This window comes from Aquibacillus koreensis (assembly GCF_025154055.1).
In the GTDB taxonomy this organism is placed as follows: domain Bacteria; phylum Bacillota; class Bacilli; order Bacillales; family Amphibacillaceae; genus Aquibacillus_C; species Aquibacillus_C koreensis.
Genome location: NZ_JAOALK010000031.1, coordinates 45,825 through 68,199 on the forward strand (window position 1 = coordinate 45,825; position 22,375 = coordinate 68,199).

The 22,375-nt window shown below is 36.3% G+C and carries 23 protein-coding genes; 19 read left to right on the forward strand and 4 right to left on the reverse strand.

Features of this window, described 5'->3' with window-relative positions; all coding sequences use genetic code 11:
- Positions 1–80 precede the first annotated feature (80 nt).
- From NYQ66_RS07335 to NYQ66_RS07345, 3 genes are all read left to right on the forward strand, one after another.
- Positions 81–509 (forward strand): disulfide oxidoreductase, encoded by a 429-nt coding sequence (locus NYQ66_RS07335; protein ID WP_259868385.1) that lies wholly within the window; start codon positions 81–83, stop codon positions 507–509.
- Positions 506–976 (forward strand): thioredoxin family protein, encoded by a 471-nt coding sequence (locus NYQ66_RS07340; RefSeq protein ID WP_259868386.1) that lies wholly within the window; start codon positions 506–508, stop codon positions 974–976. Before NYQ66_RS07335 ends, NYQ66_RS07340 begins: the two co-directional genes overlap by 4 nt.
- A gap of 509 nt (positions 977–1,485) precedes the next feature.
- Complete coding sequence (locus NYQ66_RS07345; protein ID WP_259868388.1) at positions 1,486–4,071, forward strand: carbohydrate-binding domain-containing protein; 2,586 nt, start codon at positions 1,486–1,488, stop codon at positions 4,069–4,071.
- A 103-nt stretch (positions 4,072–4,174) separates the two neighbouring features.
- Here NYQ66_RS07345 and NYQ66_RS07350 read toward each other — a convergent pair whose 3' ends face one another.
- On the reverse strand, positions 4,175–4,681 hold the full coding sequence (locus NYQ66_RS07350; protein WP_259868389.1) for an antibiotic biosynthesis monooxygenase family protein: 507 nt from the start codon (positions 4,679–4,681) through the stop codon (positions 4,175–4,177).
- A gap of 309 nt (positions 4,682–4,990) precedes the next feature.
- Here NYQ66_RS07350 and NYQ66_RS07355 point away from each other — a divergent pair, with 309 nt between their 5' ends.
- The 8 genes from NYQ66_RS07355 (at position 4,991) to NYQ66_RS07390 (ending at position 13,692) form a co-directional block, all read left to right on the forward strand.
- Positions 4,991–7,009 (forward strand): transglycosylase domain-containing protein, encoded by a 2,019-nt coding sequence (locus tag NYQ66_RS07355; RefSeq protein WP_259868390.1) that lies wholly within the window; start codon positions 4,991–4,993, stop codon positions 7,007–7,009.
- Between the two features lie 145 nt (positions 7,010–7,154).
- Positions 7,155–8,192, forward strand: a complete 1,038-nt coding sequence (gene hemE, locus NYQ66_RS07360) for a uroporphyrinogen decarboxylase (RefSeq protein WP_259868391.1) — start codon at positions 7,155–7,157, stop codon at positions 8,190–8,192.
- A gap of 32 nt (positions 8,193–8,224) precedes the next feature.
- The gene (gene hemH, locus NYQ66_RS07365; protein WP_259868393.1) at positions 8,225–9,172 is read left to right on the forward strand and encodes a ferrochelatase; all 948 of its coding nucleotides are present in this window, start codon (positions 8,225–8,227) and stop codon (positions 9,170–9,172) included.
- Positions 9,169–10,569 (forward strand): protoporphyrinogen oxidase, encoded by a 1,401-nt coding sequence (gene hemY / locus NYQ66_RS07370; protein WP_259868394.1) that lies wholly within the window; start codon positions 9,169–9,171, stop codon positions 10,567–10,569. Before hemH ends, hemY begins: the two co-directional genes overlap by 4 nt.
- A 426-nt stretch (positions 10,570–10,995) precedes the next feature.
- Entirely contained in the window at positions 10,996–11,382 is a 387-nt protein-coding gene (locus tag NYQ66_RS07375) for a GntR family transcriptional regulator (RefSeq protein WP_259868395.1), read from the forward strand.
- Positions 11,379–12,278, forward strand: a complete 900-nt coding sequence (locus NYQ66_RS07380; RefSeq protein WP_259868397.1) for an ABC transporter ATP-binding protein — start codon at positions 11,379–11,381, stop codon at positions 12,276–12,278. Before NYQ66_RS07375 ends, NYQ66_RS07380 begins: the two co-directional genes overlap by 4 nt.
- Positions 12,259–13,005 carry a hypothetical protein gene (locus NYQ66_RS07385; protein WP_259868398.1) on the forward strand — a complete coding sequence of 249 codons (747 nt, stop codon included), beginning with the start codon at positions 12,259–12,261 and terminating at the stop codon, positions 13,003–13,005. Before NYQ66_RS07380 ends, NYQ66_RS07385 begins: the two co-directional genes overlap by 20 nt.
- Complete coding sequence (locus NYQ66_RS07390; RefSeq protein ID WP_259868402.1) at positions 13,006–13,692, forward strand: hypothetical protein; 687 nt, start codon at positions 13,006–13,008, stop codon at positions 13,690–13,692.
- A gap of 151 nt (positions 13,693–13,843) precedes the next feature.
- Here NYQ66_RS07390 and yhfH read toward each other — a convergent pair whose 3' ends face one another.
- Positions 13,844–13,972 carry a protein YhfH gene (gene yhfH / locus NYQ66_RS07395; protein WP_259868404.1) on the reverse strand — a complete coding sequence of 43 codons (129 nt, stop codon included), beginning with the start codon at positions 13,970–13,972 and terminating at the stop codon, positions 13,844–13,846.
- A 119-nt stretch (positions 13,973–14,091) separates the two neighbouring features.
- On the opposite strand from yhfH, the gene NYQ66_RS07400 reads away from it, so the two are divergent.
- The 4 genes from NYQ66_RS07400 (at position 14,092) to NYQ66_RS07415 (ending at position 18,275) form a co-directional block, all read left to right on the forward strand.
- Positions 14,092–14,823, forward strand: coding sequence for an MBL fold metallo-hydrolase (locus NYQ66_RS07400; RefSeq protein WP_259868405.1), 732 nt, complete (start codon positions 14,092–14,094; stop codon positions 14,821–14,823).
- Positions 14,824–14,931: 108 nt separating this feature from the next.
- Entirely contained in the window at positions 14,932–15,927 is a 996-nt protein-coding gene (locus NYQ66_RS07405) for a lipoate--protein ligase (protein ID WP_259868407.1), read from the forward strand.
- Between the two features lie 176 nt (positions 15,928–16,103).
- Complete coding sequence (locus tag NYQ66_RS07410) at positions 16,104–17,315, forward strand: M48 family metalloprotease (RefSeq protein WP_259868408.1); 1,212 nt, start codon at positions 16,104–16,106, stop codon at positions 17,313–17,315.
- A gap of 21 nt (positions 17,316–17,336) precedes the next feature.
- On the forward strand, positions 17,337–18,275 hold the full coding sequence (locus NYQ66_RS07415) for a hypothetical protein (RefSeq protein WP_259868410.1): 939 nt from the start codon (positions 17,337–17,339) through the stop codon (positions 18,273–18,275).
- A 128-nt stretch (positions 18,276–18,403) separates the two neighbouring features.
- On the opposite strand, the gene NYQ66_RS07420 is transcribed toward NYQ66_RS07415, so the two are convergent.
- A complete protein-coding gene (locus tag NYQ66_RS07420; protein WP_259868414.1) occupies positions 18,404–18,874 on the reverse strand; it encodes a DUF3939 domain-containing protein in 471 nt (156 codons plus the stop codon).
- Between the two features lie 264 nt (positions 18,875–19,138).
- On the opposite strand from NYQ66_RS07420, the gene NYQ66_RS07425 reads away from it, so the two are divergent.
- The gene (locus tag NYQ66_RS07425) at positions 19,139–19,630 is read left to right on the forward strand and encodes a competence protein ComK (protein WP_259868418.1); all 492 of its coding nucleotides are present in this window, start codon (positions 19,139–19,141) and stop codon (positions 19,628–19,630) included.
- A gap of 156 nt (positions 19,631–19,786) precedes the next feature.
- The gene (locus tag NYQ66_RS07430) at positions 19,787–20,188 is read left to right on the forward strand and encodes a hypothetical protein (RefSeq protein WP_259868420.1); all 402 of its coding nucleotides are present in this window, start codon (positions 19,787–19,789) and stop codon (positions 20,186–20,188) included.
- Between the two features lie 30 nt (positions 20,189–20,218).
- Here NYQ66_RS07430 and NYQ66_RS07435 read toward each other — a convergent pair whose 3' ends face one another.
- A complete protein-coding gene (locus NYQ66_RS07435; protein WP_259868423.1) occupies positions 20,219–20,611 on the reverse strand; it encodes a hypothetical protein in 393 nt (130 codons plus the stop codon).
- Between the two features lie 246 nt (positions 20,612–20,857).
- On the opposite strand from NYQ66_RS07435, the gene NYQ66_RS07440 reads away from it, so the two are divergent.
- Both NYQ66_RS07440 and lepB read left to right on the forward strand, forming a co-directional pair.
- On the forward strand, positions 20,858–21,538 hold the full coding sequence (locus NYQ66_RS07440; protein ID WP_259868425.1) for a TVP38/TMEM64 family protein: 681 nt from the start codon (positions 20,858–20,860) through the stop codon (positions 21,536–21,538).
- A 51-nt stretch (positions 21,539–21,589) separates the two neighbouring features.
- Entirely contained in the window at positions 21,590–22,138 is a 549-nt protein-coding gene (lepB, locus tag NYQ66_RS07445; RefSeq protein WP_259868428.1) for a signal peptidase I, read from the forward strand.
- The last annotated feature ends 237 nt before the right edge of the window (positions 22,139–22,375 follow it).

Sequence of the window (22,375 nt, forward strand, 5' to 3'; positions counted from 1 at the left end):
GACAACTTATTTTTGATAGCATATCTTTAAATAAGTGATAATTAACTATTTCTATTTAAAAGTGTAGAAAGGGAATTGGTATGAAAAAGTCTAAAGAACAAATTTTATTTATTGTTTGGGCGCAGAGTGTGATTGCGACGCTAGGTAGTTTATATTTTTCTGAGATAATGGGCTTTATACCATGTGAATTGTGTTGGTTCCAGCGCATTTTAATGTATCCGTTAGTAATTATATATGGGACAGCATTAGTTAAGAAAGATTGGAATATTGCTTTACCTGGTTTATTTATGAGTGGAATAGGAATTGGTGTATCCTCTTACCATTACCTGGTTCAAAAGCTTCCGAAGCTCAGTGAAGCCGGTGGTTCCTGTGGAATTATTCCTTGTAATACAGAGTATATTAATTACTTTGGGTTTGTTACCATTCCATTTCTTGCATTCGTAGCATTTGTAGTTATTTTTAGTCTTCATATCTCAATTCTTATACAGCAAAGGAGAAAAGATCAATGAAAAAAATGATTATTTTTACGGTAATCGTGGTTCTATTATTCGGAGCCCTCATTTATGTCAATAATTATAAGAATAAAGAAGCTTCAGAGGGAAATCCCTATAATAAATCAACGCTAGACCAAGCAACGATAAAACAATTGGACGACCCAAACTATCAAAATCAAATATTGCCAGATGACCTAGAAGAAAAACTAGTAAATGGTGAAGATGTAACCGTCTATTTTTATAGTCCAACTTGTGAATATTGTTTAGAAACTACTCCGAAAGTTGTGCCGTTAACAGAGGAATTAGGAATTGATTTAAAGAAAGTAAATTTATTAGAATTTAATGCTGCGTGGAATACGTTTGGTATTGAGAGCACACCGACATTGGTTCGATATGAAAACGGAGAAGAAGTAGGGCGTATTGTAGGCGCACATCCCGAGGAGAACTTTGAAGCTTTCTTTAATGATCATGTACTAGATTAACATGTAAAACAAAAAACTAGCCTAATCCATTAGAGATTAAGGCTAGTTTTTGTTTTGTAGAGCACTGCTCCTTAATTGAAAGCTAGCTTTAAAATAAATAATTAGATTCGTCAATTGAATGCAGTAATCGACGCTAAATAAGGAAAATGTCGAAGGGTTTTTGTGTTTTCGTGAATATTCAACCTTTTCAAATAAATATTAACAGAATATAATGATAAATGATAACGTTTTCAAATTGTGTTGCAGATACGGATATTTTACATAATTATTAAACACAAAATTTAGGAGAAAGAAGGGGGAATTAATCTTCTTAAATGATCTGTATATTTTTTTATTCTTTTAGGAAATCGGTTTCTTAATTATAGGGTAATTATACGTATATTATGGTTGTATATAGGATGTATCTCCTAATAAACAAGTGAGTACATTATATATTTTTGATCATTTAGGAAACCGGTTTCCTACAAGTGGATGTCAATTACTCTACATTTTGATAGGAGGAACATATGTTGAGACTAAAGAAAACCAATATTTTAGTTGTCATTGTATTAATCATCGGGTTATTTAGTTATATGCAAGTGCCATCAGCTACTTATGCAGCTGAATCAGATTATGATAATTTAATTGTAAACAAGGCAAAAAAACCTTCAGAAGCTGGGGCTCTGCAAATAATTGATCATAATGGGCAAAAGACATTAGGTGATCAAAATGGTAATCCAGTTCAGTTAAGAGGTATGAGTACCCATGGATTACAATGGTTTCCGGAAATTATAAATGATAATGCTTTTGCAGCACTTGCGAACGATTGGGATGCGAATGTTATTCGTCTGGCGATGTATGTAGGGGAAGATGGTTATGCAACAGACCCTGATGTGAAACAACAAGTTATTGATGGTATTGAGTTCGCAAAAGAAAATGATATGTATGTCATAGTGGACTGGCACGTACACGCTCCTGGCGATCCAAATGCGGAAGTTTACAGTGGAGCGATGGATTTCTTTGAGGAGATTTCTAACTTATACCCTAATGATCCAAGTATCATTTATGAGGTAGCAAATGAGCCTAATAGTAATGAACCTGGGGTCACGAATGATGAGGCTGGTTGGGAAAAAGTTAAATCCTATGCGGAGCCAATCATTACGATGCTACGTGACAATGGTAACGACAACTTAGTCATTGTAGGTAGTCCAAATTGGAGTCAAAGACCCGATTTAGCTGCTGATAATCCGATCGACGATGATAATACAATTTACGCGCTTCATTTCTATTCTGGTACACATATGCCGAATGATGGGGAAAGAGACGAGTCAAATGTGATGAGTAACGCGCGATACGCACTTGAAAATGATGTAGCTATTTTTGTATCGGAGTGGGGAACGAGTGAAGCAAGTGGTAATAATGGTCCTTTCTTAGAGGAAGCAGATGTTTGGATAAATTTCTTAAATGAACATAATATCAGTTGGGTTAACTGGTCATTAACGAACAAAAATGAAACCTCAGGCGCTTTTATGCCGTTTGAGCTTGGTAAGCAAGAAGCGACTAATCTTGATCCAGGAAGTGATCAAGTATGGGAAGCAAAAGAGTTAAGTGTTTCGGGTGAATATGTTCGTTCACGAATCAAAGGAGTTTCTTATGAGCCAATTGATCGCACAATTGAAGAATTTAGCACAGTTATATGGGATTTTAATGATGGAACAACGCAAGGTTTTGGTGTAAATGCGGATAGTCCGTTACAAGATATTACTGTTGAAAATGAAAATAACGGGTTAAAGATTTCTGGACTAGATGATAGTAATGATATTTCAGAAGAGAACTATTGGACGAACGTACGTCTTTCTGCTGACGGTGCAAATCCTAATGTAGATATATTTGGAGCTCAAGCGTTATCTATGGATGTAATTGTGGATGATCCTACTACAGTTTCCATCGGAGCTATTCCACAAAATGGACCGCATGGTTGGGCAAATCCAAATCGTGCTATACAAGTAGTAGCAGACGACTTTGTAGAGCAAGAAGATGGAACGTTTAAAGCAACCTTAACAATGACAAGGGAAGATTCTCCAAACCTTGGAGCAATTGCAACCTCTGAAGATAATACTGTACTAGAAAATATCATTCTATTTGTTGGTACGGAGAATGCAGATACGATTATATTAGATAATATTACGGTATCTGGTGATCGAACAATTGTGGAAGAGCCAGTTGTCCATGATGAGTTGGGTGAACCTACATTACCATCTGACTTTGAAGACGGTACACGTCAAGGGTGGAATTGGGACCAAGGATCCGGCGTGAAAAATGCATTAACCATTTTAGAAGCAAATGGATCTAATGCAATTTCTTGGGATGTTGCTTATCCAGAAGTAAAGCCTTCTGACGATTGGGCATCTGCTCCACGTATTATGCTTGGTGGTATTAATGCGACAAGAGAAGATAACAATTATCTATTATTTGATTTCTATCTAAGTCCTGTTAGAGCTAACTCGGGTGCATTATCTCTGAATCTAGCATTTGCACCACCGAGTCTTGGCTATTGGGCACAAGCTGTGGAGACGTATGATATTGATTTAACTTCTCTTCAAGATCAAGCGAAGACAGAAGATGGGTTGTATCATTTTGAAGTAGCATTCGACTTAAATAAAATTAGGGATGAGAAGGTTATTGATGCCGATACGGTTCTTCGAGATATTACGCTTATCGTAGCAGATGTTGAGAGTGATTTTGCGGGGAAGATGTTCTTTGATAATGTAAGTTTTGCAAAAGAATTGCCATCTGAACCGGATCCGGAACCAAATCCAGAGCCGAATCCAGAGCCGAATCCAGAACCAAATCCAGAACCAAATCCAGAGCCAAATCCAGAACCAAACCCAGAACCAAGCCCAGAACCTGAACCAGGGACAGGTGAAGATGATGAAACGCCTACACCAGGAACAGGTGATGAGGAAGATGAAACACCAGAACCAGAAACGGATGAAGAGGGCAACGAACTACCAGAAACAGCTACAAATTATTATACGCTTATCATGTTAGGATTCATGCTGATGGCTACGGCTATGGTCATATTAGCTGTTAGAAAAAAAGTAACAATTAAGTGATTTAGTAAATGGTAAAAAAATTGCCTGATGTTTATTACAAGCATCAGGCAACTTTTTGATTCATTATGTTTCTTGGTTTTAATAATGATTATTTTACAGATAATCAGTTTTCCTTATCAAAATCTACCATATGATAATTTGTTACATACGATGGTCCTGCTGCATAAGGTGCTTTTTCTTTTTTACCTGATTTAGCATGAGACTTTGCGAAGGAATCTGAGTTCTTCCACTTTTCATAGCTAGCCTGATCACGCCATTGAACCATTACAACATATTTGTTTCCTTGTACAGGTCTTAAAACCCTTAATGCATAAAACCCTGGAGTATTCTCAATCATCCCAGCTCTTTGTTTAAACTGGCTTTCAAAGATCGGTTTCCCTTCATCCGTAACAGGGATATTATTCATGACGACAAAGCCATCCTCTCTCAAATCTCCATTGCTTACAACAACTTCAAATTTCCTAGCAGTTTCAAAAATAGTTGGTTTCATGTCTTCGTAATAGACTACCGTTTGGTCTTCTGCTTGCATGAAAAAAAGGTGAAGATTTGGATGTTTATTAGCAATTTTGACTAAAAAGTCTAACGTACCACTTGTCATATAAGCATTCACTTTAGACCACCCCTATTACAGTATATGTACTTCTTTAAGTTTAGCAATCTAATCTGTTCATTTGCAAGTTTAGCTAATTGCTTTTCTTTATGTTCCACAATTTCTGTCGTATAATGAGAAAATATTGCTTTTTATATAAAAGCACAGTAAGAGGTGATTTAAATAATCAACATAGAACAGATCAAGAGCTGGTCACATAAAAGTAAATGGCTATTCGTCATTTTATTTGCAATTATTTTATTAGGACTTATTGGATACTTATTTATCATTTTTGGTGGGAAATTTGTTGTAGATGAGCGGAATTTAATATTGCCTTCCACAACAACTATAGTTACACAAGATGGCGAAGTAGTAGGGGAAATGTATGAGGAAAACCGTCAACTTGTTACGATTGATCAAATCCCAGATCATGTGGAAGATGCCTTTTTAGCAATCGAAGATAACGGTTTTTATGACCATGCAGGTGTTTCCTTTTCTGCTGTTATGCGTGCGCTATATAGGGATGTTATTGCAATGGCGAAGGTAGAAGGCGGAAGTACGATTACGCAGCAATTAGCTAAAAATTTGTTCTTGGAAAATGACAAAACATGGATGCGTAAAACAAAAGAAGTGATGGCATCGATTTACCTCGAAAGGACATTTAGTAAGAAAAAAATCTTGGAGCTATACTTAAATGAAATTTACTTTGCTCATGGTATTTATGGCGTCGGGACTGCGGCTACGTTTTATTTTAATAAACCAGTAGAAGCGCTAACTGTACCAGAAGGTGCGATGTTAGCTGCAATGGCAAAAGCGCCAAACACGTACTCCCCACTTAACAATCCAGACAAGGCAAAAGCCCGTAGAGATCTCGTTTTGCAACAGATGAATCGGTTTGATATGTTAGCTACAGAAGAAACGATGGAGCTTCAAGGCAAAACGCTTGGTATTAACCAATCAGAACAATTAGAGAAACCATGGTTGGATGATTATCTTGATATTGTGATAAAAGAAGCGAGTGATAAATATCAACTAACAAGAGACGAACTAAAACGGGGCGGCTATCAGATCGAAGTATTTATGGATGAAACGGCACAAGAAATTGCATATGAGACATTACAAGATGATAAGAATTTCTTTGGATCTACGGAAGGAGTTCAAGCATCTTTTGTGTTGATGGAACAAAACACAGGGCAATTACACGCAATATTAGGCGGGAGAGATTTTAGGCTAGGTGATCTGCATCGAGCTAAGGTTCCAAGGCAACCAGGTTCAACGATAAAGCCGATCGCGGTATATGGACCTGCCTTAGAGCTAGAGCAATATAAACCCTATTCCTTGTTAGAAGATAAAAGCCTTAGCTATGACGGTTATACAGTTTCTAATGCAGACGGTTCATTTGATGGAGAGGTTACGATGTATGACGCAATAAAGTCATCCAAAAATACAACGGCTGTATGGTTACTAGATCAAGTAGGAATTGGTTATAGTAAGAGTTACTTAGAAAAAATGAATATTTCATTACCTGATCAAGGTTTGGCAATTGCTTTAGGCGGTTTAGAAGAGGGCTTAACCCCGATTCAATTAGTGGAAAGCTATCGTCCTTTTATCCACGGTGGAGAATGGACGGATGCACATACTATTGGTCGTATTTATAATCGGAATGGTGAGGTAATTGGGGAAGTAAATCCGGAAAAAAATCAGGTGTACACACCACAAGTGGCTTGGGATATGCTTCGCATGTTGGAAGCAGTAGTTGTGTCAGGTACTGCACGTGCTGGAGATATAAGTATCGACTTAGCAGGGAAAACGGGCTCTACGCAACATCCTAATGTACCAAGTGCGATTAAAGACGCATGGTTTGTAGGAATCACACCAGTTTATGTTTCATCCATGTGGATGGGATACGATCAGACAGATGAAACACAGTATCTGTCGAAAGGTAGTGAAGCGCCAACCATTGCTACAAAGGATATTCTAAATGAATTGAGTAAACAACAGCAACTGGACCAACATTTTGAAATACCCGATGGTGTAGTGGATTTACAAAAACCTATTTCACTACCAACAATTAATGATTTAGATGCTACTTATCAAATAGGAGGATTTTCACTTCTAAGAGGAGAGCTAACCTGGACGGAGTCAGCCGATGAAAGAGTAATTTACCATGTTTACAAAAAAGAAAATGGAGATGACGTGAAAGTTGGAGAAGTGAAAGGTAAAGGAAGTTATAAGATAGATTCAGTTAATATTTTTCAATCTGCAACTTATTACATCGTCCCTTATAATACATTAACGGATCAAGAAGGAACCCCGTCAAATGAAGCAAATTTGTCGATTGATTTTTAAAAATGGTTTAAGATACTAAGTGACAACTATTATTTATTTATAATAATTACAATTTAGTGACAATTGAGCGATGAAGCTATACACACAGTTTGATAATCGGTATAGTGATTATTGGAGTGGACTAGAGATGAAGGGTGAAATAAACATGTCGAAAAAATTAAATGACACGATGCTAAAAGCTTTTAGAGGAGAGCCGACGGACTACACACCAGTATGGTACATGCGTCAAGCCGGTAGATCTCAAAAGGAATATCGTGAAATCAAAGAAAAATATTCGTTATTTGAAATTACACATCAACCTGAACTGTGTGCCTATGTCACACGTTTACCAGTTGAGATGTACAATGTGGATGCAGCTGTCTTATATAAAGATATTATGTCTCCTTTGCCTGCAATTGGTGTTGATGTAGAAATAAAGTCTGGAATTGGCCCGGTTATTGATCGTCCAATTCAGTCAATGTCAGATGTAGAAAAGCTCGGTACCATTGATCCAGAATCAGATGTACCATTTGTTCTAGATACAATACGTTTGCTAACAAAAGAGCAATTAAATGTTCCACTTATTGGATTTAGTGGTGCACCTTTTACGCTTGCTAGTTATATGGTAGAAGGTGGACCTTCTAAGAACTATCATAAGACAAAGGCTTTGATGTATAGTGAACCAAAAACATGGTTTGCCTTAATGGATAAACTTGCTGATATGATCATTACTTATGTAAAAGCACAGGTTAACGCTGGAGCGCAAGCCATTCAAATCTTTGACTCATGGGTTGGTACGTTAAATGTACCGGATTATCGCATGTTTATTAAACCTGTTATGGACCGTATTTTTACCGAATTAAAACAGGAAGTAGATGTTCCTTTAATTATGTTTGGTGTTGGAGCTAGACACTTAATTATGGAATGGAATGATCTACCAGTTGATGTATTAGGATTAGACTGGCGTATGTCTATCACAGAAGCTAGAGAACTTGGAATTACAAAAACATTACAAGGTAATTTAGATCCTGCAATTCTATTATCGGATTGGTCAGTAATAGAAGAACGTGCTAAAGCGATCTTAGACGAAGGAATGAACCAACCGGGTCATGTATTTAACTTGGGGCACGGTGTAACGCCAGAGATTAATCCAGAAACATTGAAAAGACTAACAAGCTTTGTGCATTACTATTCTAAAAAATGAGTGTTTAATAAATAGAGAAGGGGTGCTTTAGTGTGGCAAAGAAAAAAGTTGGATTACTAGTAATGGCGTATGGAACGCCATATAAAGAAGAGGATATTGAAAGGTATTATACAGACATTAGACATGGAAGAAAACCAACCCCAGAGATGCTTGCAGATTTAACAGAAAGATATCAGGCAATTGGAGGTATTTCTCCATTAGCAAAAATTACACAGGAGCAAGCAATTGCTTTAGAAGATAAATTAAACAGTGTGCAAGATGAAGTGGAATTTGTTTATTATTTAGGTTTAAAACATATCGAGCCGTTCATTGAGGACGCTGTAGAGCAAATGGCAAACGATGGTATTGAAGAAGCTGTATCGATCGTTTTGGCACCACACTACTCTACGTTCAGTGTTAAATCATATAATGGCCGTGCCCAAAAAGAAGCGGATAAACATGGAAAGCCAGTTATTACTTCAGTGGAAAGCTGGTATGATGCGCCTGGATTTATTCAATATTGGGCAGATGCAATTAAAGATGAGTATGCAAAAATGACGGAAGATGAAAAAGCGAAAGCCGTTTTAGTCGTCTCTGCACATAGTTTGCCAGAAAAAATACTTCAAAATGGTGATCCATATCCGGATCAATTAAAGCAAACAGCCGAGTTAATCTCGGAAGCGACAGGGATAACAGATTATGCGTTAGGATGGCAAAGTGAAGGTAACACTCCTGATCCATGGCTAGGACCAGATGTACAAGACCTTACAAGAGATCTTTATAATGAAAAAGGATATCGTACCTTTGTTTATGCACCTGTTGGGTTCGTTGCAGACCATTTGGAAGTGCTTTACGATAACGATTATGAGTGTAAGGTTGTTTGTGATGAGCTTAATGCAAGCTACTATCGTCCTGAAATGCCTAATTCACATCCAACATTTATTGAAACATTAGCGGATGTTGTAATGAACAAACTAAAGGCTAAGGAAACGGTTAAGTGAAACAAATTGCGATAATAGGTGGCGGTATAACAGGCCTTACTGCTGCTTATTATCTACAAGAACAAATCAAGGAACAACAACTCCCGTATGAAATAAAACTAATAGAAGCTAGTGATCAACTAGGTGGAAAAATAAAGACCGTACAAAAAAACGGCTACACCATTGAACGAGGACCTGATTCTTTCTTAATTCGTAAAGCTTCCGCGGCAAAGCTAGCAAAAGAAGTTGGTTTAGCTGATGCACTTGTTAAGAATGGTAGTGGTGGTTCGTATATCCTTGTTAATGACAAGCTACATAAAATGCCAAGTGGATCATTCATGGGGATTCCAACCGAAGTGCGACCATTCCTTTTCTCTAGTCTTTTTTCGTGGAAAGGGAAGTTCAGGGCCGCCTTTGATTTTATTTTGCCGAAGGGAGAACCTGTTAGTGATCAATCATTAGGGTTATTTTTTAGACGTCGGTTTGGTGACGAATTAGTCGAGAACCTAGTGGAACCACTCCTGTCCGGTATTTATGCAGGGGATATCGATGATTTAAGTTTGATGGCAACCTTCCCTAACTTTTATCAGTTAGAGCAAAAACATCGTAGCCTAGTCAAAGGCTTAAATGTAATGATGCCGAAAAAGAAGCAAGCAAAGGGTGTTAAAAAGCCTAGTATGTTTTATAGCTTAAAAGGTGGATTACAAGCATTAGTTGAGGCAATTGAAGTCCGATTGAATTCAGATGCAGTAATGAAAGGTGTGTCTGTTGATCAAATTGAACGAATGGACGGTCGATACCATCTTTCACTCGATGACGAAAGTGTTTATGAGGCTGATGCTGTGGTAATTGCTTCCCCCTATTTTGCTGCACAAAATATGTTGCGCCAGTACACATTTATGGATGCATTCAATGATATGAGAGCTACCTCGGTCGCAAACGTTGTATTGGCATTTGATCAAGCAGCAATCAAGCAAGATATCGATGGTACAGGTTTTGTTGTGTCTCGTAATAGTAGCTATCGAATAACTGCCTGTACATGGACGCACAAAAAGTGGCCAGAAACAGCAGCGCCAGAAGGCAAAGCTCTATTACGATGTTACCTTGGTAAACCTGGCGATGAAGATGTTGTTAACTTATCAGACGAAGAGTTGGAAGAAATCGTGTTAAACGATCTGAATAAGACCATGCATATTACCGATAAGCCAGAGTTTTCCGTTATCACAAGATGGAAAAATGCAATGCCGCAATACAGTGTCGGTCATAAGGAACGAATACATTCCGTGATGGAGCAAATGAAAGAACATACGCCTGGTGTATTCTTAGCAGGTGGTTCATATCAAGGTATTGGGATTCCTGATTGTATTGACCAAGGAGAAGCTGCCGTAACGAAAGTGTTAGAATATCTAAAATCATAGAAAAAGCATTTCTGTATGTGAGCCTTTCGCGTATAGGAATGCTTTTTTTATGTTTTAGAAATGTAGATAGTACGTTATTTATATAAACTCCGCAGTAACAAGGAGAAATTAGTGATTTCTGTGCAAGCGGCTATACAGTACGCTATACCAATAAATTGCCAACGAAATCATTGAAATCAGGACAAATAAGGGCTCTGGTAGCCGTTAAAATCATATATTCTAAGATTTTAGGCAAATAAGGGATCACATAGCCGCCAAAATCATCTATTGATTTCTTAGCGGGAGAGCAAGTTGCGGCACAGTATTCATCAATTACATAGATACTAAAGCCTAAATTTAAAAGAAGCTATTGCTAAATGATGGAAAATGTTATATAGTACATTACAACAGTAATGCACTATATCTGTGAGTGTGGGAGGTGGGCTATTGATTCTTCATGGTGATGGAACAAAACCAATTTATATTCAAATAGCAGAATGGCTTGAAACACAAATACTAAGTGAGTCGATTAAATCAGATGAAAAAATATATTCGCAATATCAGCTTGCTGACATGTTTACTATAAATCCAGCAACGGCAGCAAAGGGACTAAACATACTTGCAAATGATTCCATTCTATATAAGAAGCGAGGTCTAGGAATGTTTGTAGCGAGCAACGCAAAAACACTCATTGTCTCTAAGCGTAAAAGCCAAACGTTAAAACAGTTAGTGGCTGATCTAGTACAAGAGGCAAATAGACTTGATGTTGGTGAAGAAGAATTGATCGAAATGATTAAAGCGGAAAGTAATAGGAACAAGGGGGAACCAGAATGAGTGTGATTAAGTGTGAAAAACTGACCAAGTCATACGGTGAAAACAAGGCGTTACATGAACTGTCGCTTACGGTTGAGGAAAATAAGATTACTGGATTAATTGGCAGAAATGGTGCCGGTAAAACTACGTTACTAAAAATAATTGCAGGTTATTTACGTAAATCCTCTGGCAATATTGAAGTTTTTTCAGAACAGCCTTTTAATAATTTAAAAGTATCTAGCAATATGATTTTTGTCGATGATCAGATGAATTTTCCAACAGCGTTACATTTAAAAGAGCTATTATATGTTGCGAAAGATTTTTACCCAAATTGGGATATGGATCTGGCGGAAAGGTTATTTGATTATTTTTCTTTCCATCCAAATGAAAGGCATCATAGACTTTCAAAGGGAATGAAGAGTACCTTTAACATGATAGTTGGTTTAGCATCCAGATGCCCTTTAACCATTTTTGATGAACCAACTACTGGAATGGACGCATCAGTAAGAAAAGACTTCTATAGAGCTCTACTTAAAGACTACATTGCCTTCCCAAGAACCATCATTTTATCCAGTCACCTACTAAACGAAATGGAAGACATCCTAGAAGATATTCTATTAATAAGAAAAGGAGAAAAATATCTCCATATGCCAATTTCCGATGTAAAAGCATATGCGTTTGGTATTCGGGGCGAATCTAGCGCCATCAAGGAGTGGTCTTCGGACAAAGAAATACTACATCAAAAACAAATTGGAGACGGAAGTAGTTATATCGTTGTTACAAACACTTCCTACAAACTAGCGAAAAGTGCAAAGTTAGAACAATTTACTATCTCTCCAGTTGCTGCAGAAGATGTATGCATTTACCTTACGCGTAACGAAAAGGGGGATATTGATCATGTATTTAACAGAGGTTAATACCTTACAAATTATTCGAAAACAATATCAGTTTAAGTTGAAGGCATATGTTGGGGCATTCACATCTCTTCTTGTTATGCAAGTAACGGCCATCTTATTTTCACTTGGTGGAACAGGAGGGATGAGTAGTTCGGATGGTTATCTTTATATTTCAGGAACTCAATATAACGGTTCTATTGTCATTGCCTTTACGATGCTGTGGGCATTTATTAGTTCTATTCTAATTACGACAAAAGCATATCGAAATGATGATTTTACGTTCGTAACAAATCGCTTCACAAGTCATGTATCCAACATATATTTTCTGCTAGCAGCAAGCATCTTTGGTGGAATTACTGCCATGTTATCTGGTTATCTGTTAAAATTGATCGCTTATCTTTTTTATAATTATGATGCTATTCTTGTCACGGAACATGCTATATCTAGTATTTTAGTAGGGGCAACATCTACTATTTTCTATATCCTGTTATTTTCAGCACTGGGATATGTAATTGGTGTACTGGTTCAATTGAGCAAGTTATTTATCATTCTTATTCCTGCGTTTGTAATAGGAAATCTATTTCTACAAGCAGGTGAAAGAGTGAGTCCATTAGTCGATTTTAATAAAGTTGTTCACTTTTATATTAGTGAAAGCTCCATCTTGTTATTTATGGTAAAGGTAAGTGTGACAATCCTTGTTTTATTCTCACTATCGATCTTCATTACCAATCGAATGGAGGTTAAATAAATGTCGGATCTATTTGTATTTATACCGCTTATTATTATTGTAATGTTAGCAGGGTTCATCGTTATTGCTATGGGGAAAAATAGTATTCGTTTTGTAAAGGTACCGCACATTAGATGGTTTCTTACCGGCTACTTATCTATCTTAATCATCGTGACAGTCGTGTTCTATTTCTTGCCTGAAGATAAGTTCGCATCTATTGATCCAAGTGAGTTAGGAGCACGAGAGCCCCTACAACAAGAGTTCAGAAGTACCGCGCATGAAGGGAATTTAAGTGAAACAGAACATGTGTATATGAAGGAAAAGTGGGAATTTTCCTCTGAGGGGAAGACTGTACAGGTAGTGTCTGATAGTGAAGCGTTTGACCGAGGGATGGTTTTTGCTGAAACGAAGGATTCAAATGATGGTAAGATTGAGGTAATAAAATACGCGTTAAGACCTACATTTAAAATCGATGAAGACTACGAAGGTTTTCAAGTGGAATTCGTAGATAATAAGTTAAAGGTTATAGCACCAACACAGACTTCATTTGAATACCCTATTTTTCAAAATGAATTTACTATTACACAATTCACCGGCGAGCAAGGTGGGCATGTATCTATTTATGATGTACTTGAAATTGAAGTCATTCATGTAAGGGTGCCAAAAGGTGTGGAGTTAATAGGTGAAGTGTTATATGTAAATGACTGATTTGGCAGCTTTGAATGTTAAAAAACCACAGGGCCACGAGGTCCTGTGGTTTTTTAACAAATTCGTAAAACAAAAGCAAGCTATAAACTGTTATAATACAAAAAAAGCAACGTAAGAAACGTTGCTTTATACCAAATCGAATTATTTTAGATTATAGAGCTGGATGATCGCAATTATCACATAAGTTACCGTAACAATCAGCTTTCTCAACAATATCATTACCACATTTTGTGCACTTTTTTCGTGGAAGATTTCTGAAAAACTCGACGATACTTATCATAAGGATCCCCCCAAATTTTATTGTAACTCCATTGTATTATAACAACTGTAAATTTTCAATAGTCTGTTTTATAACAATTGTGACATTTGTATGACAAAGTTTTGAGAGGATGGTAAATAGTGAAATTAACAGTGATTGGTTATTGGGGAGCATATCCTGAACAAGAGAGTGCTACTTCTTGTTATTTGTTAGAGAGTAATGGCTTTACGTGTATTGTGGATTGCGGAAGTGGTGCACTCTCTCGGCTTCAAAAGTATGTAAATCTTATGGACATTGATGCAGTAGTTTTATCTCACTATCACAACGACCACGTAGCTGATATTGGTGTATTACAGTATAGTTGGCTTGTTCAAAATGCTATCCATCAAACGGAAAAAGTGTTACCTATTTATGGGCATGCAGAAGATCAAGAAAAATTTAATGATCTAACGCACAACTATACGAAAGGCATGGAGTATGACCCTAAAAATGGACTGGAAATTGGTCCGTTCCGGTTTAAATTCCAAAAAACAAGCCACCCAGCACCTTGTTATGCAATGCGAATAACAAATGGGGAGAAAACAATTGTATATACTGCTGATACAAGTTATATGAGTAACTTAGTATCCTTTAGTGAGGGAGCCGACCTAATTCTGGCGGAATGTAGTTTTTATGAACATCAAGATGGAGGTAAAGCAGGACATATGAATAGCAAAGAATGTGGCGAACTAGCAAGAAAAGCAAATGTGCCAGAATTAATCTTAAGTCATCTCCCGCATTTTGGAGAGTTAAACCAACTTGTTGAAGAAGTTGAAAATTATTATTCAGGTGACGTCCAGCTAGCAAAAGAAGGACTCACTTGGGGAGATTAACGTAAGTGTATTGCTTTGCCTTATATATAGGTTTATTTTATACTAAACAAGATAGGACATAAGTTGCAAAATGTAACGAATAAAAGGGAAATAAAGGAGTTTTAAACGATGAAGTTTATTGATAATGAAGGGATTACAGACCCACATATTAACTTGGCAATTGAAGAATATGTGCTTAAGAACTTCGGTGAAGAAGATACATATTTATTATTTTATATTAATGAACCTTCGATTATTATCGGCAAAAATCAGAATTCTGTCGAAGAGATTAATACGAATTATGTAGATGAAAATGGAATTCACGTGGTGAGACGTTTGAGCGGTGGAGGAGCTGTATACCACGATCAAGGTAATTTGAATTTTAGTTTTATTACAAAAGACGATGGAGACAGCTTCCATAATTTTGCTAAGTTTACCCAACCAGTGGTCGAAGCATTGCAAAAATTAGGAGTACCTGCAGAACTAAAAGGCCGTAATGATCTGGTTGCGGATGGTAAGAAAATTTCAGGTAATGCACAATTCACAACCAAAGGAAGAATGTTTAGCCACGGAACATTAATGTTTGATTCTGAAATTGAAAATGTAGTTTCAGCTCTAAATGTGAGTACTGAGAAGATTAAATCTAAAGGAATTAAATCAATCCGAAGTCGTGTAACAAACATTTCTGATTTTATGGAAGAAAAAATCTCCATGGAACAATTTAAGGAACATATTTTAAAATATATCTTTGATGTAGAAGATGTGAAAGATGTTCCTCAATATAAGCTAACAGAAGAAGACTGGAAAAATATCAATGAATTATCAAAAGAACGCTATCAGCAATGGGACTGGAACTACGGGAAATCACCTAAATTCAATGTGAAGCATTCGCATAAGTTTGATGCAGGCCTTGTAGATGTTCGCTTAGATGTTGAAAAAGGTGTCATTAAGAACTTTAAAATTTATGGTGACTTCTTCGGCGTTGGTGATGTGAGTGAGATAGAACAAAAGCTAATCAATACACGTTATGAGCGCCAAGCAATGGAAGAAGCGCTTCGTGATGTAGAGGTTTCTCACTACTTAGGTAGAATTTCAAGAGAAGACTTTATTAACCTCATTTATTAAAAATAATCCCTTGTCATTTGACTGACAAGGGATTATTTTTAAAGTGCTTTCGCTTTTAATCCCATTATCCGAGCATATACTTAGATGATAACAAAATGCTATTGGATATGAGAAAAGTATTGCATCTTTCAAATATGTTTAACCTAGAAATAATATTATGCAGAAGGAGGGTTGGAATGAGAAAGGTGATTAATGGTTATCTTATTTTCTTAATTGGTATATGGTCGTATTTCATTTTCTTTTATCCTTTGGAAACGTTAGGTAATTCAAACTATGCTGCATTAGCTCATGCTGTATTTTTTTCGAAATTACCACTAGAGTGGATACTCCTCTATAGCTTAATAAAGAAAAAGTGGTCCGTAGCATGGGTGGATTTTATTGAAAAGTACACGAAACTAGAAGTTTTTAAGACTGCTTTTTTCTCGTTTCTATTAGTATTGTGTTACGGTCTGATTCAATTGCCGTTTAACTTACTATGGTTTTACATCACGCACCGGGAAGGCACGAGTCACCAACCATTAGGTGATTGGTTTATGGAGATGGGTCTGGATTTAATGCTTTACTGGGTGGCACTGTCGGTCATCATTTACATAGGGCGATTAATTATGCAAAAAGCAAAAAGGTTCTGGTGGTTATTTTTATGGTTAATTTCACTTCCTATTGCAATCTTTGTTGTCTATATTCAACCTGTATGGATTGACCCATTGTACGAGGATTTCTCGGAGATGGAGCAGGGGCCAATTAGAGATGAAATTGAAGGTTTTCTTGTGCATGTAGGAATAGAAGACGCAACCTTATTACAAGTGAATATGAGTGAAAAAGTTACAACGTTTAATGCTTATGTTACAGGGATCATGGGAAATGCAAGAATAGTAATGTGGGATACTACACTAGAGGGAATGGAAATGGCAGAGATTATGTTTATTTTAGCGCATGAAATCGGGCATTACGTGATGCACCATGTATATATTGGTGTGGCAGGTTATCTTGTTTTAAGCTTTTTTCTACTATTTCTTACAGCTTTCATTTATCAAAAAATTTGGTTGCAAATTCGAAATAAACAAGAATATAAAGGCCTACATGATTTACGAGTACTCCCGATCCTTTTACTTATCGTTTCTGTCCTAATGACCATGACACAACCTGTATCGATGTATGTCTCAAGACAAATGGAACGTTCTGCAGATGCGTATGCTATTCAACATACAGAAAATCTAGAACCCGCAATCGAAGGTTATCTTCGGATGGCTAGACAATCTAAAACGGATATTGATCCGGTTTTCTGGGTCAAATGGATGCGATCAAGTCATCCGTCAATACAGGAAAGAATCAATCGAATAGAAAAAGAGATCGAAAAACGTGAAACGAAAGTAAACACCTCTTCGTAAATATAGAAGAGGTGATTTATTTTGGAACAATATCATGAACGTTTAATTACAGAAAAGGAAAAAATGCGTGAGTTAGAACGGTTAAGCAGGCAAGAGGGAAAGCTAAAGCAAGAGTTAGACGAGCTAGAATCGAAGGAATTTCGATTGAAAAAACAACTAGATGAGGAAAAAATAGATGTAGAAAAGCTAGAAGGATTTAGTTTAGAAGGTGTGTTTCTTTCTGTCTTTGGGAGAAAGGAAGAGAAGTTAGAACAAGAAAAACGAGAAGTCCTTGCAGCGCAATTAAAATGGACAGAAGCAAAAGAAGCGAGACAAGATACAGAAGAAGAATTAATCGATCTAAGAAAAAGAATGCAAAGTCTCGGTGACCCAACACAAAGATACAACGAATTGTTAATGGAAAGGCAAAATCAATTAGTAGAGAATAATCATGAGGCAGGGGAGAGGGGGATTGCGTTACTCGAAAAGATTGCTGACCTTCAAGCAGATCAAAAAGAAATCAACGAGGCAATCCATGCTGGAAAACAAGCGCAATCAACATTGTCACGTGCAATCCAAGCACTAGAAAAAGCAAGGAATTGGGGAACGGTGGATATGTTTGGTGGGGGATTGATTAGCACATCGATCAAGCATAGTAATATTGATACCGCTAAAAATCATGTCCATCGTGCACAATCGCTTCTTCGCACGTTTGCTAGGGAGTTAGATGATATTGGACATACGTTCCATGCTGATGTTTCCATTTCTGGTGGATTAACATTCATGGACTACTTTTTTGATGGATTAATCTCAGATTGGCTTGTTCAAGATCAAATTAATAATTCCATGGATCAAGTGCAACAAATGAATCGGAAAACTGGTAGAACACTAGAACAACTCAATCGTTTAGAAAGTGATACTGGGCAAACGATTCAGCAATTGAGAGTGGAATGGGAAAAACTTATGAGTGCTGAAAAGTGATCTATACAATAGGTTAAGATCTCGATAAGGAACAATAACGGAACGAGGATCCGGAAATTTCAACACTTGGATCCTCGTTCCGTTATTTCTACTCAGGAAAGATTATACAACTATAATAGTATAAGTGCTTATTGAGGTTTGTCATACGTAATTAAGAATTCATCATTGGTTATATAAAAATGATGTTTTGGACGATGTTGAAGAAGGTTTAGCGATTCTAACTTATGGAAGCTTACCTTTTTGTAAGGATCCCCTTGGATGACTGGTAATTCATCTGTTTGTCTCATATACTTATCAACAGCTTGTTGTACTGCATCTATTTCAAGTGCCAGCTGATAGTCGTTCTCTTCAAATATCTCGTACGTTTCCTTGGACATGTAATAGGTTTGTTTAGGGATACCCTTTAAAATTGGTGCTAATAATTGATAGTCGATGGTTAGATCTTCGTTGATGATCACGCTAAGCGGAATATCTCCTGGAAGTTGCCTGCTATAGTCTTGGATAGCTTTTTTGAATACATCTAAGGTGATATCGACAATTGGATATTCTTTTTCTTCTTTTGGTTTAGTTTCCTTCTTTTTTTTGAATTTTTCCCACATAGTACATCTCCTTATTTTAATTATAGATGATGAAGCCTTTTAATAAAAAGGCGAAACACTGATAGTAACCTTGCTACCCTTTTCTTTTCATTCTTAATCTAAGTATAACAAATCCATTATAGATTTATAAATTGTGACAAAATTAAGTACAAATCGATATTTTTCTACCAAAAATTGCAATATTATGGTAAATTCTTCTTAGGCCTTTTCTTGCTCACTATTGAACAAAAATTCCAGTAAATATTCCAGTAGAAGGGTGATAGAATGATCAAGGATATTAAATTAAATTATGAAGTAAATCCAGAAACGTTGGCAGTAATAGCTAAAGAAATTAATGGCCAATATATTTCAGAAATAATGGAAAATGGTGAACTTGCAGATTACTATGTGAATCAGTCCCCTCGTAAAGTGATGGACTATGCATGTAAGTATTTTGGTAGTAGTCTAAAAGGTAGACAAGACGGAACGAAGAACGTATGTGGTATTACACATAAAGCGCCGATTTCCATTGATTATTCTAGTGGGATGTACTTTTTCCCAACAACTTCTCCACAGAACCCCAACTGCTCATGGATTTCTCACTCGCATATTGATCAAATTATGAAGGGACCTGAACAAAGCACGAAAATTATATTCAAAAATGGAAGATCAGTAACGTTGAGTGTCTCCCATGGTTCTATTATCAATCAAGTACATAGAACCGCACAGTTTCGTTATTTACTCCAAAATCGTATTCAGTATGTACTAAAAGCCTAAAATAGTTTGAGTAGCCATTATAATATAAGCGCTTACATATAGAGGGGAGTAAAAGGCCTGATGGAAATAAAAACGCTCCTATATGTTTAAAAATACCATATTTGACGAATGCTAACAATATGGAATTTCTAGTAGCCTGGAAGGAGCTTATACATAATGGATGTATTGTCACAACTTGCGACTGACTATCCTATTTGGAGTATTCTATTTGTTGCGATTGCCGTTATGTTTGTGATTAGCATTGTAAGATCATTATTCAAAATGGCAATGGTTGTAGTCGTAATAGGTCTGGTCTTAGTTGTGTTTTTTGACTTTGAACCAACGGAAGTGATGGATAAAGGAAAAGAATTTGTTCATACCGGTAAAGATGTGTTAGAAAATAGCATTAGTAGTGACTTGCTTAAAGCATTGTCTGAAGAAAATTTTTCCATTAAAAAAGAAAATGGTCAAACACTTATTGAAGTTAAATCATTAGGGTTATCCTACAATTTAAATGATTTGTTTGAGCAATTAAATAATGAACAGCAACATGAGTTAGAAAAGCTGTTAGAAAAGTGAGAGAAGTGTGGGATTAAGGACACTTCTCTCTTATTTAATCGAAGAGTGTACTTGACTACTGCCTAGTAAAGCTCTTTGCATCAGTTCTTGTAAAATGTTTTCCACTTTCTTGCGAATGGCTGGGTTAAAATAATTTCTTTTTTCTTCGCGTCCTTTACAGATAAATAAAAAGGAGGAGAAAGAGTCATTTTTACTTAGCGTTACGACTTGCAATTGCATTTTTTCCATGCGAGCTCGTAAATCTCTCCGTTCATGTATCGCTCGGGTCTCCATTTTTCCTATCAATTCAACATAAGGTTCTTTAATTTTAAATGTTGTTCCCTTCTGGATGTTTTGTGCGTCACGTTGCATGACAACAATGGCCATAGAAAGGAATAAAAAGCGTGAAGCTATTGCGTACTCTTCTTCACTTAAATAGCGCAATAAACTCTCCTCCTATAACGAACATATGTTCTAGTATATCCTAAATATATGATTTATAAAAGAAAAATATGTATGGAAAAAGATGGTCGGAAAGTGATACCTAAGGTTAAAAAATTAACAAAATAATGATAAAATCAGATAAAAAATAATTAAAATTGTAATATTAGGCAATTTATCTTGTTTACATTAAAATAAAATGAGGGAAACTGTTAAAGAAAGTTTTGGATAAGATTGAGGAGTTTTGACATGTATGAATTAGGGATGGAAGAAATAGAGATAAAAGAATTGGATATGTCCGAAGTAAGAGATCTAATTGAAAGCGATCAATTTGGTGATTTAATTGTAGAATTATTGAAAAGCTATGAAAATCTTGGGCCCTTACCTGGTATTTTATTACCATTTATCGAAGCTTTTTTCTCTTTCTTACCATTAGTGGTATTTGTCATTACGAATGGGGCAGCCTATGGACTCGTTAAGGGGTTTCTATATTCTTGGATAGGTGCGAGTGCAGGAGCACTTTGTGTATTTATTATTATTCGTAAATTAGGAGAAAAGCGTTTTTTAAAATGGATCAAGAATAACAAGCAGGTACGACGTGTTACGAAGTGGTTAGAAAGACACGGATTCGGTCCTTTGTTTTTACTTATGTGTTTTCCGTTTTCTCCATCGGCAATTATTAATATTGTGGCTGGATTATCGAAAATTAACTTTCAGCAGTTCGCTCTTGCTGTTTTGCTTGGTAAAGCGGTTATGATTCTGTCCATTGCGACAATAGGAGATAGCATTATGTCTTTTGCGAAAGAACCGTTAAAAACGATATTAATTGGGGTTGGAATTGTTTTGTTTTGGATTATTGGTAAATACATAGAAAAGCGCTTACAAAAAAGGGCGGATGCCCATCAAAATATTGGTAAAAAAGGTGATTAAAACGTTTCCAAAAGGGTAAAATATAAGTAGTAGACCCTTGGAGGAAAGCCTATGAAAAAAATAAGGTTTTGGCCGATTTTTAGAACAATATTGATTGCTACTATTTTGGCAGTATTTTTTCGCTCGTATTTATTTGCTAGTTATATAGTTGATGGGAAATCGATGGAGCCAACGTTACATGATGGCAATCTACTGATGGTAAACAGAATGATTTATGATTTCGCAGATATTGATCGATTTGATGTCATTGTGTTTCATGCTAACGAAGAAGAAGATTATGTGAAAAGAGTTATTGGAGAACCAGGAGATTCAATTGAATATATAAATGATACATTGTACGTAAATGGAAAGGCAGTAGATGAAGCTTATTTAAAACCTTTTAGACAAAATGACGGTACAATTTTGACAAAAGATTTCACATTAGAAGAAATAACTGGTAAATCAACAGTACCTGCTGGGAAGTTATTTGTATTAGGAGATAATCGCAGAAAGAGTTTAGATAGTCGTAATTTTGGTTTTATAGATGCAGATTCTGTAGTAGGAAAAGTTGATATTCGATACTGGCCAGTTTCAGAAGTTGGATTTAACTTTACAAAATAATCCCAAATAAAAAAACGTTACGCCGTGTAACGTTTTTTTTATTTGGGATTTTTCTAACCAATGTTGTTTTTTGGGTTGTCGCATTTGATATAAAATGCGACACAATTATTGCTTATTATAATGGAGCTATCGCGTTCGAACGCGTCAGAGGATGAAGCTTGAGCTAACGCGTTCGCAAGAGTTGTATTCGAACGCTTCAGAGAGCGAACCTTGAGCTAACGCGTTCGCAAGAGTTGT

Excerpts from the sequence above, each read along its gene's own strand:
- NYQ66_RS07390 (WP_259868402.1), top strand. The coding sequence starts at position 13,006 with ATGTCGGATCTATTTGTATTTATACCGCTTATTATTATTGTAATGTTA.
- NYQ66_RS07425 (WP_259868418.1), top strand. The coding sequence starts at position 19,139 with ATGATCAAGGATATTAAATTAAATTATGAAGTAAATCCAGAAACGTTG.
- NYQ66_RS07335 (WP_259868385.1), top strand. The coding sequence starts at position 81 with ATGAAAAAGTCTAAAGAACAAATTTTATTTATTGTTTGGGCGCAGAGT.
- lepB (WP_259868428.1), top strand. The coding sequence starts at position 21,590 with ATGAAAAAAATAAGGTTTTGGCCGATTTTTAGAACAATATTGATTGCT.
- yhfH (WP_259868404.1), bottom strand. The coding sequence starts at position 13,972 with ATGATAAGTATCGTCGAGTTTTTCAGAAATCTTCCACGAAAAAAGTGC.
- NYQ66_RS07340 (WP_259868386.1), top strand. The coding sequence starts at position 506 with ATGAAAAAAATGATTATTTTTACGGTAATCGTGGTTCTATTATTCGGA.
- NYQ66_RS07410 (WP_259868408.1), top strand. The coding sequence starts at position 16,104 with ATGAGAAAGGTGATTAATGGTTATCTTATTTTCTTAATTGGTATATGG.
- NYQ66_RS07420 (WP_259868414.1), bottom strand. The coding sequence starts at position 18,874 with ATGTGGGAAAAATTCAAAAAAAAGAAGGAAACTAAACCAAAAGAAGAA.
- NYQ66_RS07430 (WP_259868420.1), top strand. The coding sequence starts at position 19,787 with ATGGATGTATTGTCACAACTTGCGACTGACTATCCTATTTGGAGTATT.
- NYQ66_RS07405 (WP_259868407.1), top strand. The coding sequence starts at position 14,932 with ATGAAGTTTATTGATAATGAAGGGATTACAGACCCACATATTAACTTG.
- NYQ66_RS07440 (WP_259868425.1), top strand. The coding sequence starts at position 20,858 with ATGTATGAATTAGGGATGGAAGAAATAGAGATAAAAGAATTGGATATG.
- hemE (WP_259868391.1), top strand. The coding sequence starts at position 7,155 with ATGTCGAAAAAATTAAATGACACGATGCTAAAAGCTTTTAGAGGAGAG.
- NYQ66_RS07380 (WP_259868397.1), top strand. The coding sequence starts at position 11,379 with ATGAGTGTGATTAAGTGTGAAAAACTGACCAAGTCATACGGTGAAAAC.
- NYQ66_RS07385 (WP_259868398.1), top strand. The coding sequence starts at position 12,259 with ATGTATTTAACAGAGGTTAATACCTTACAAATTATTCGAAAACAATAT.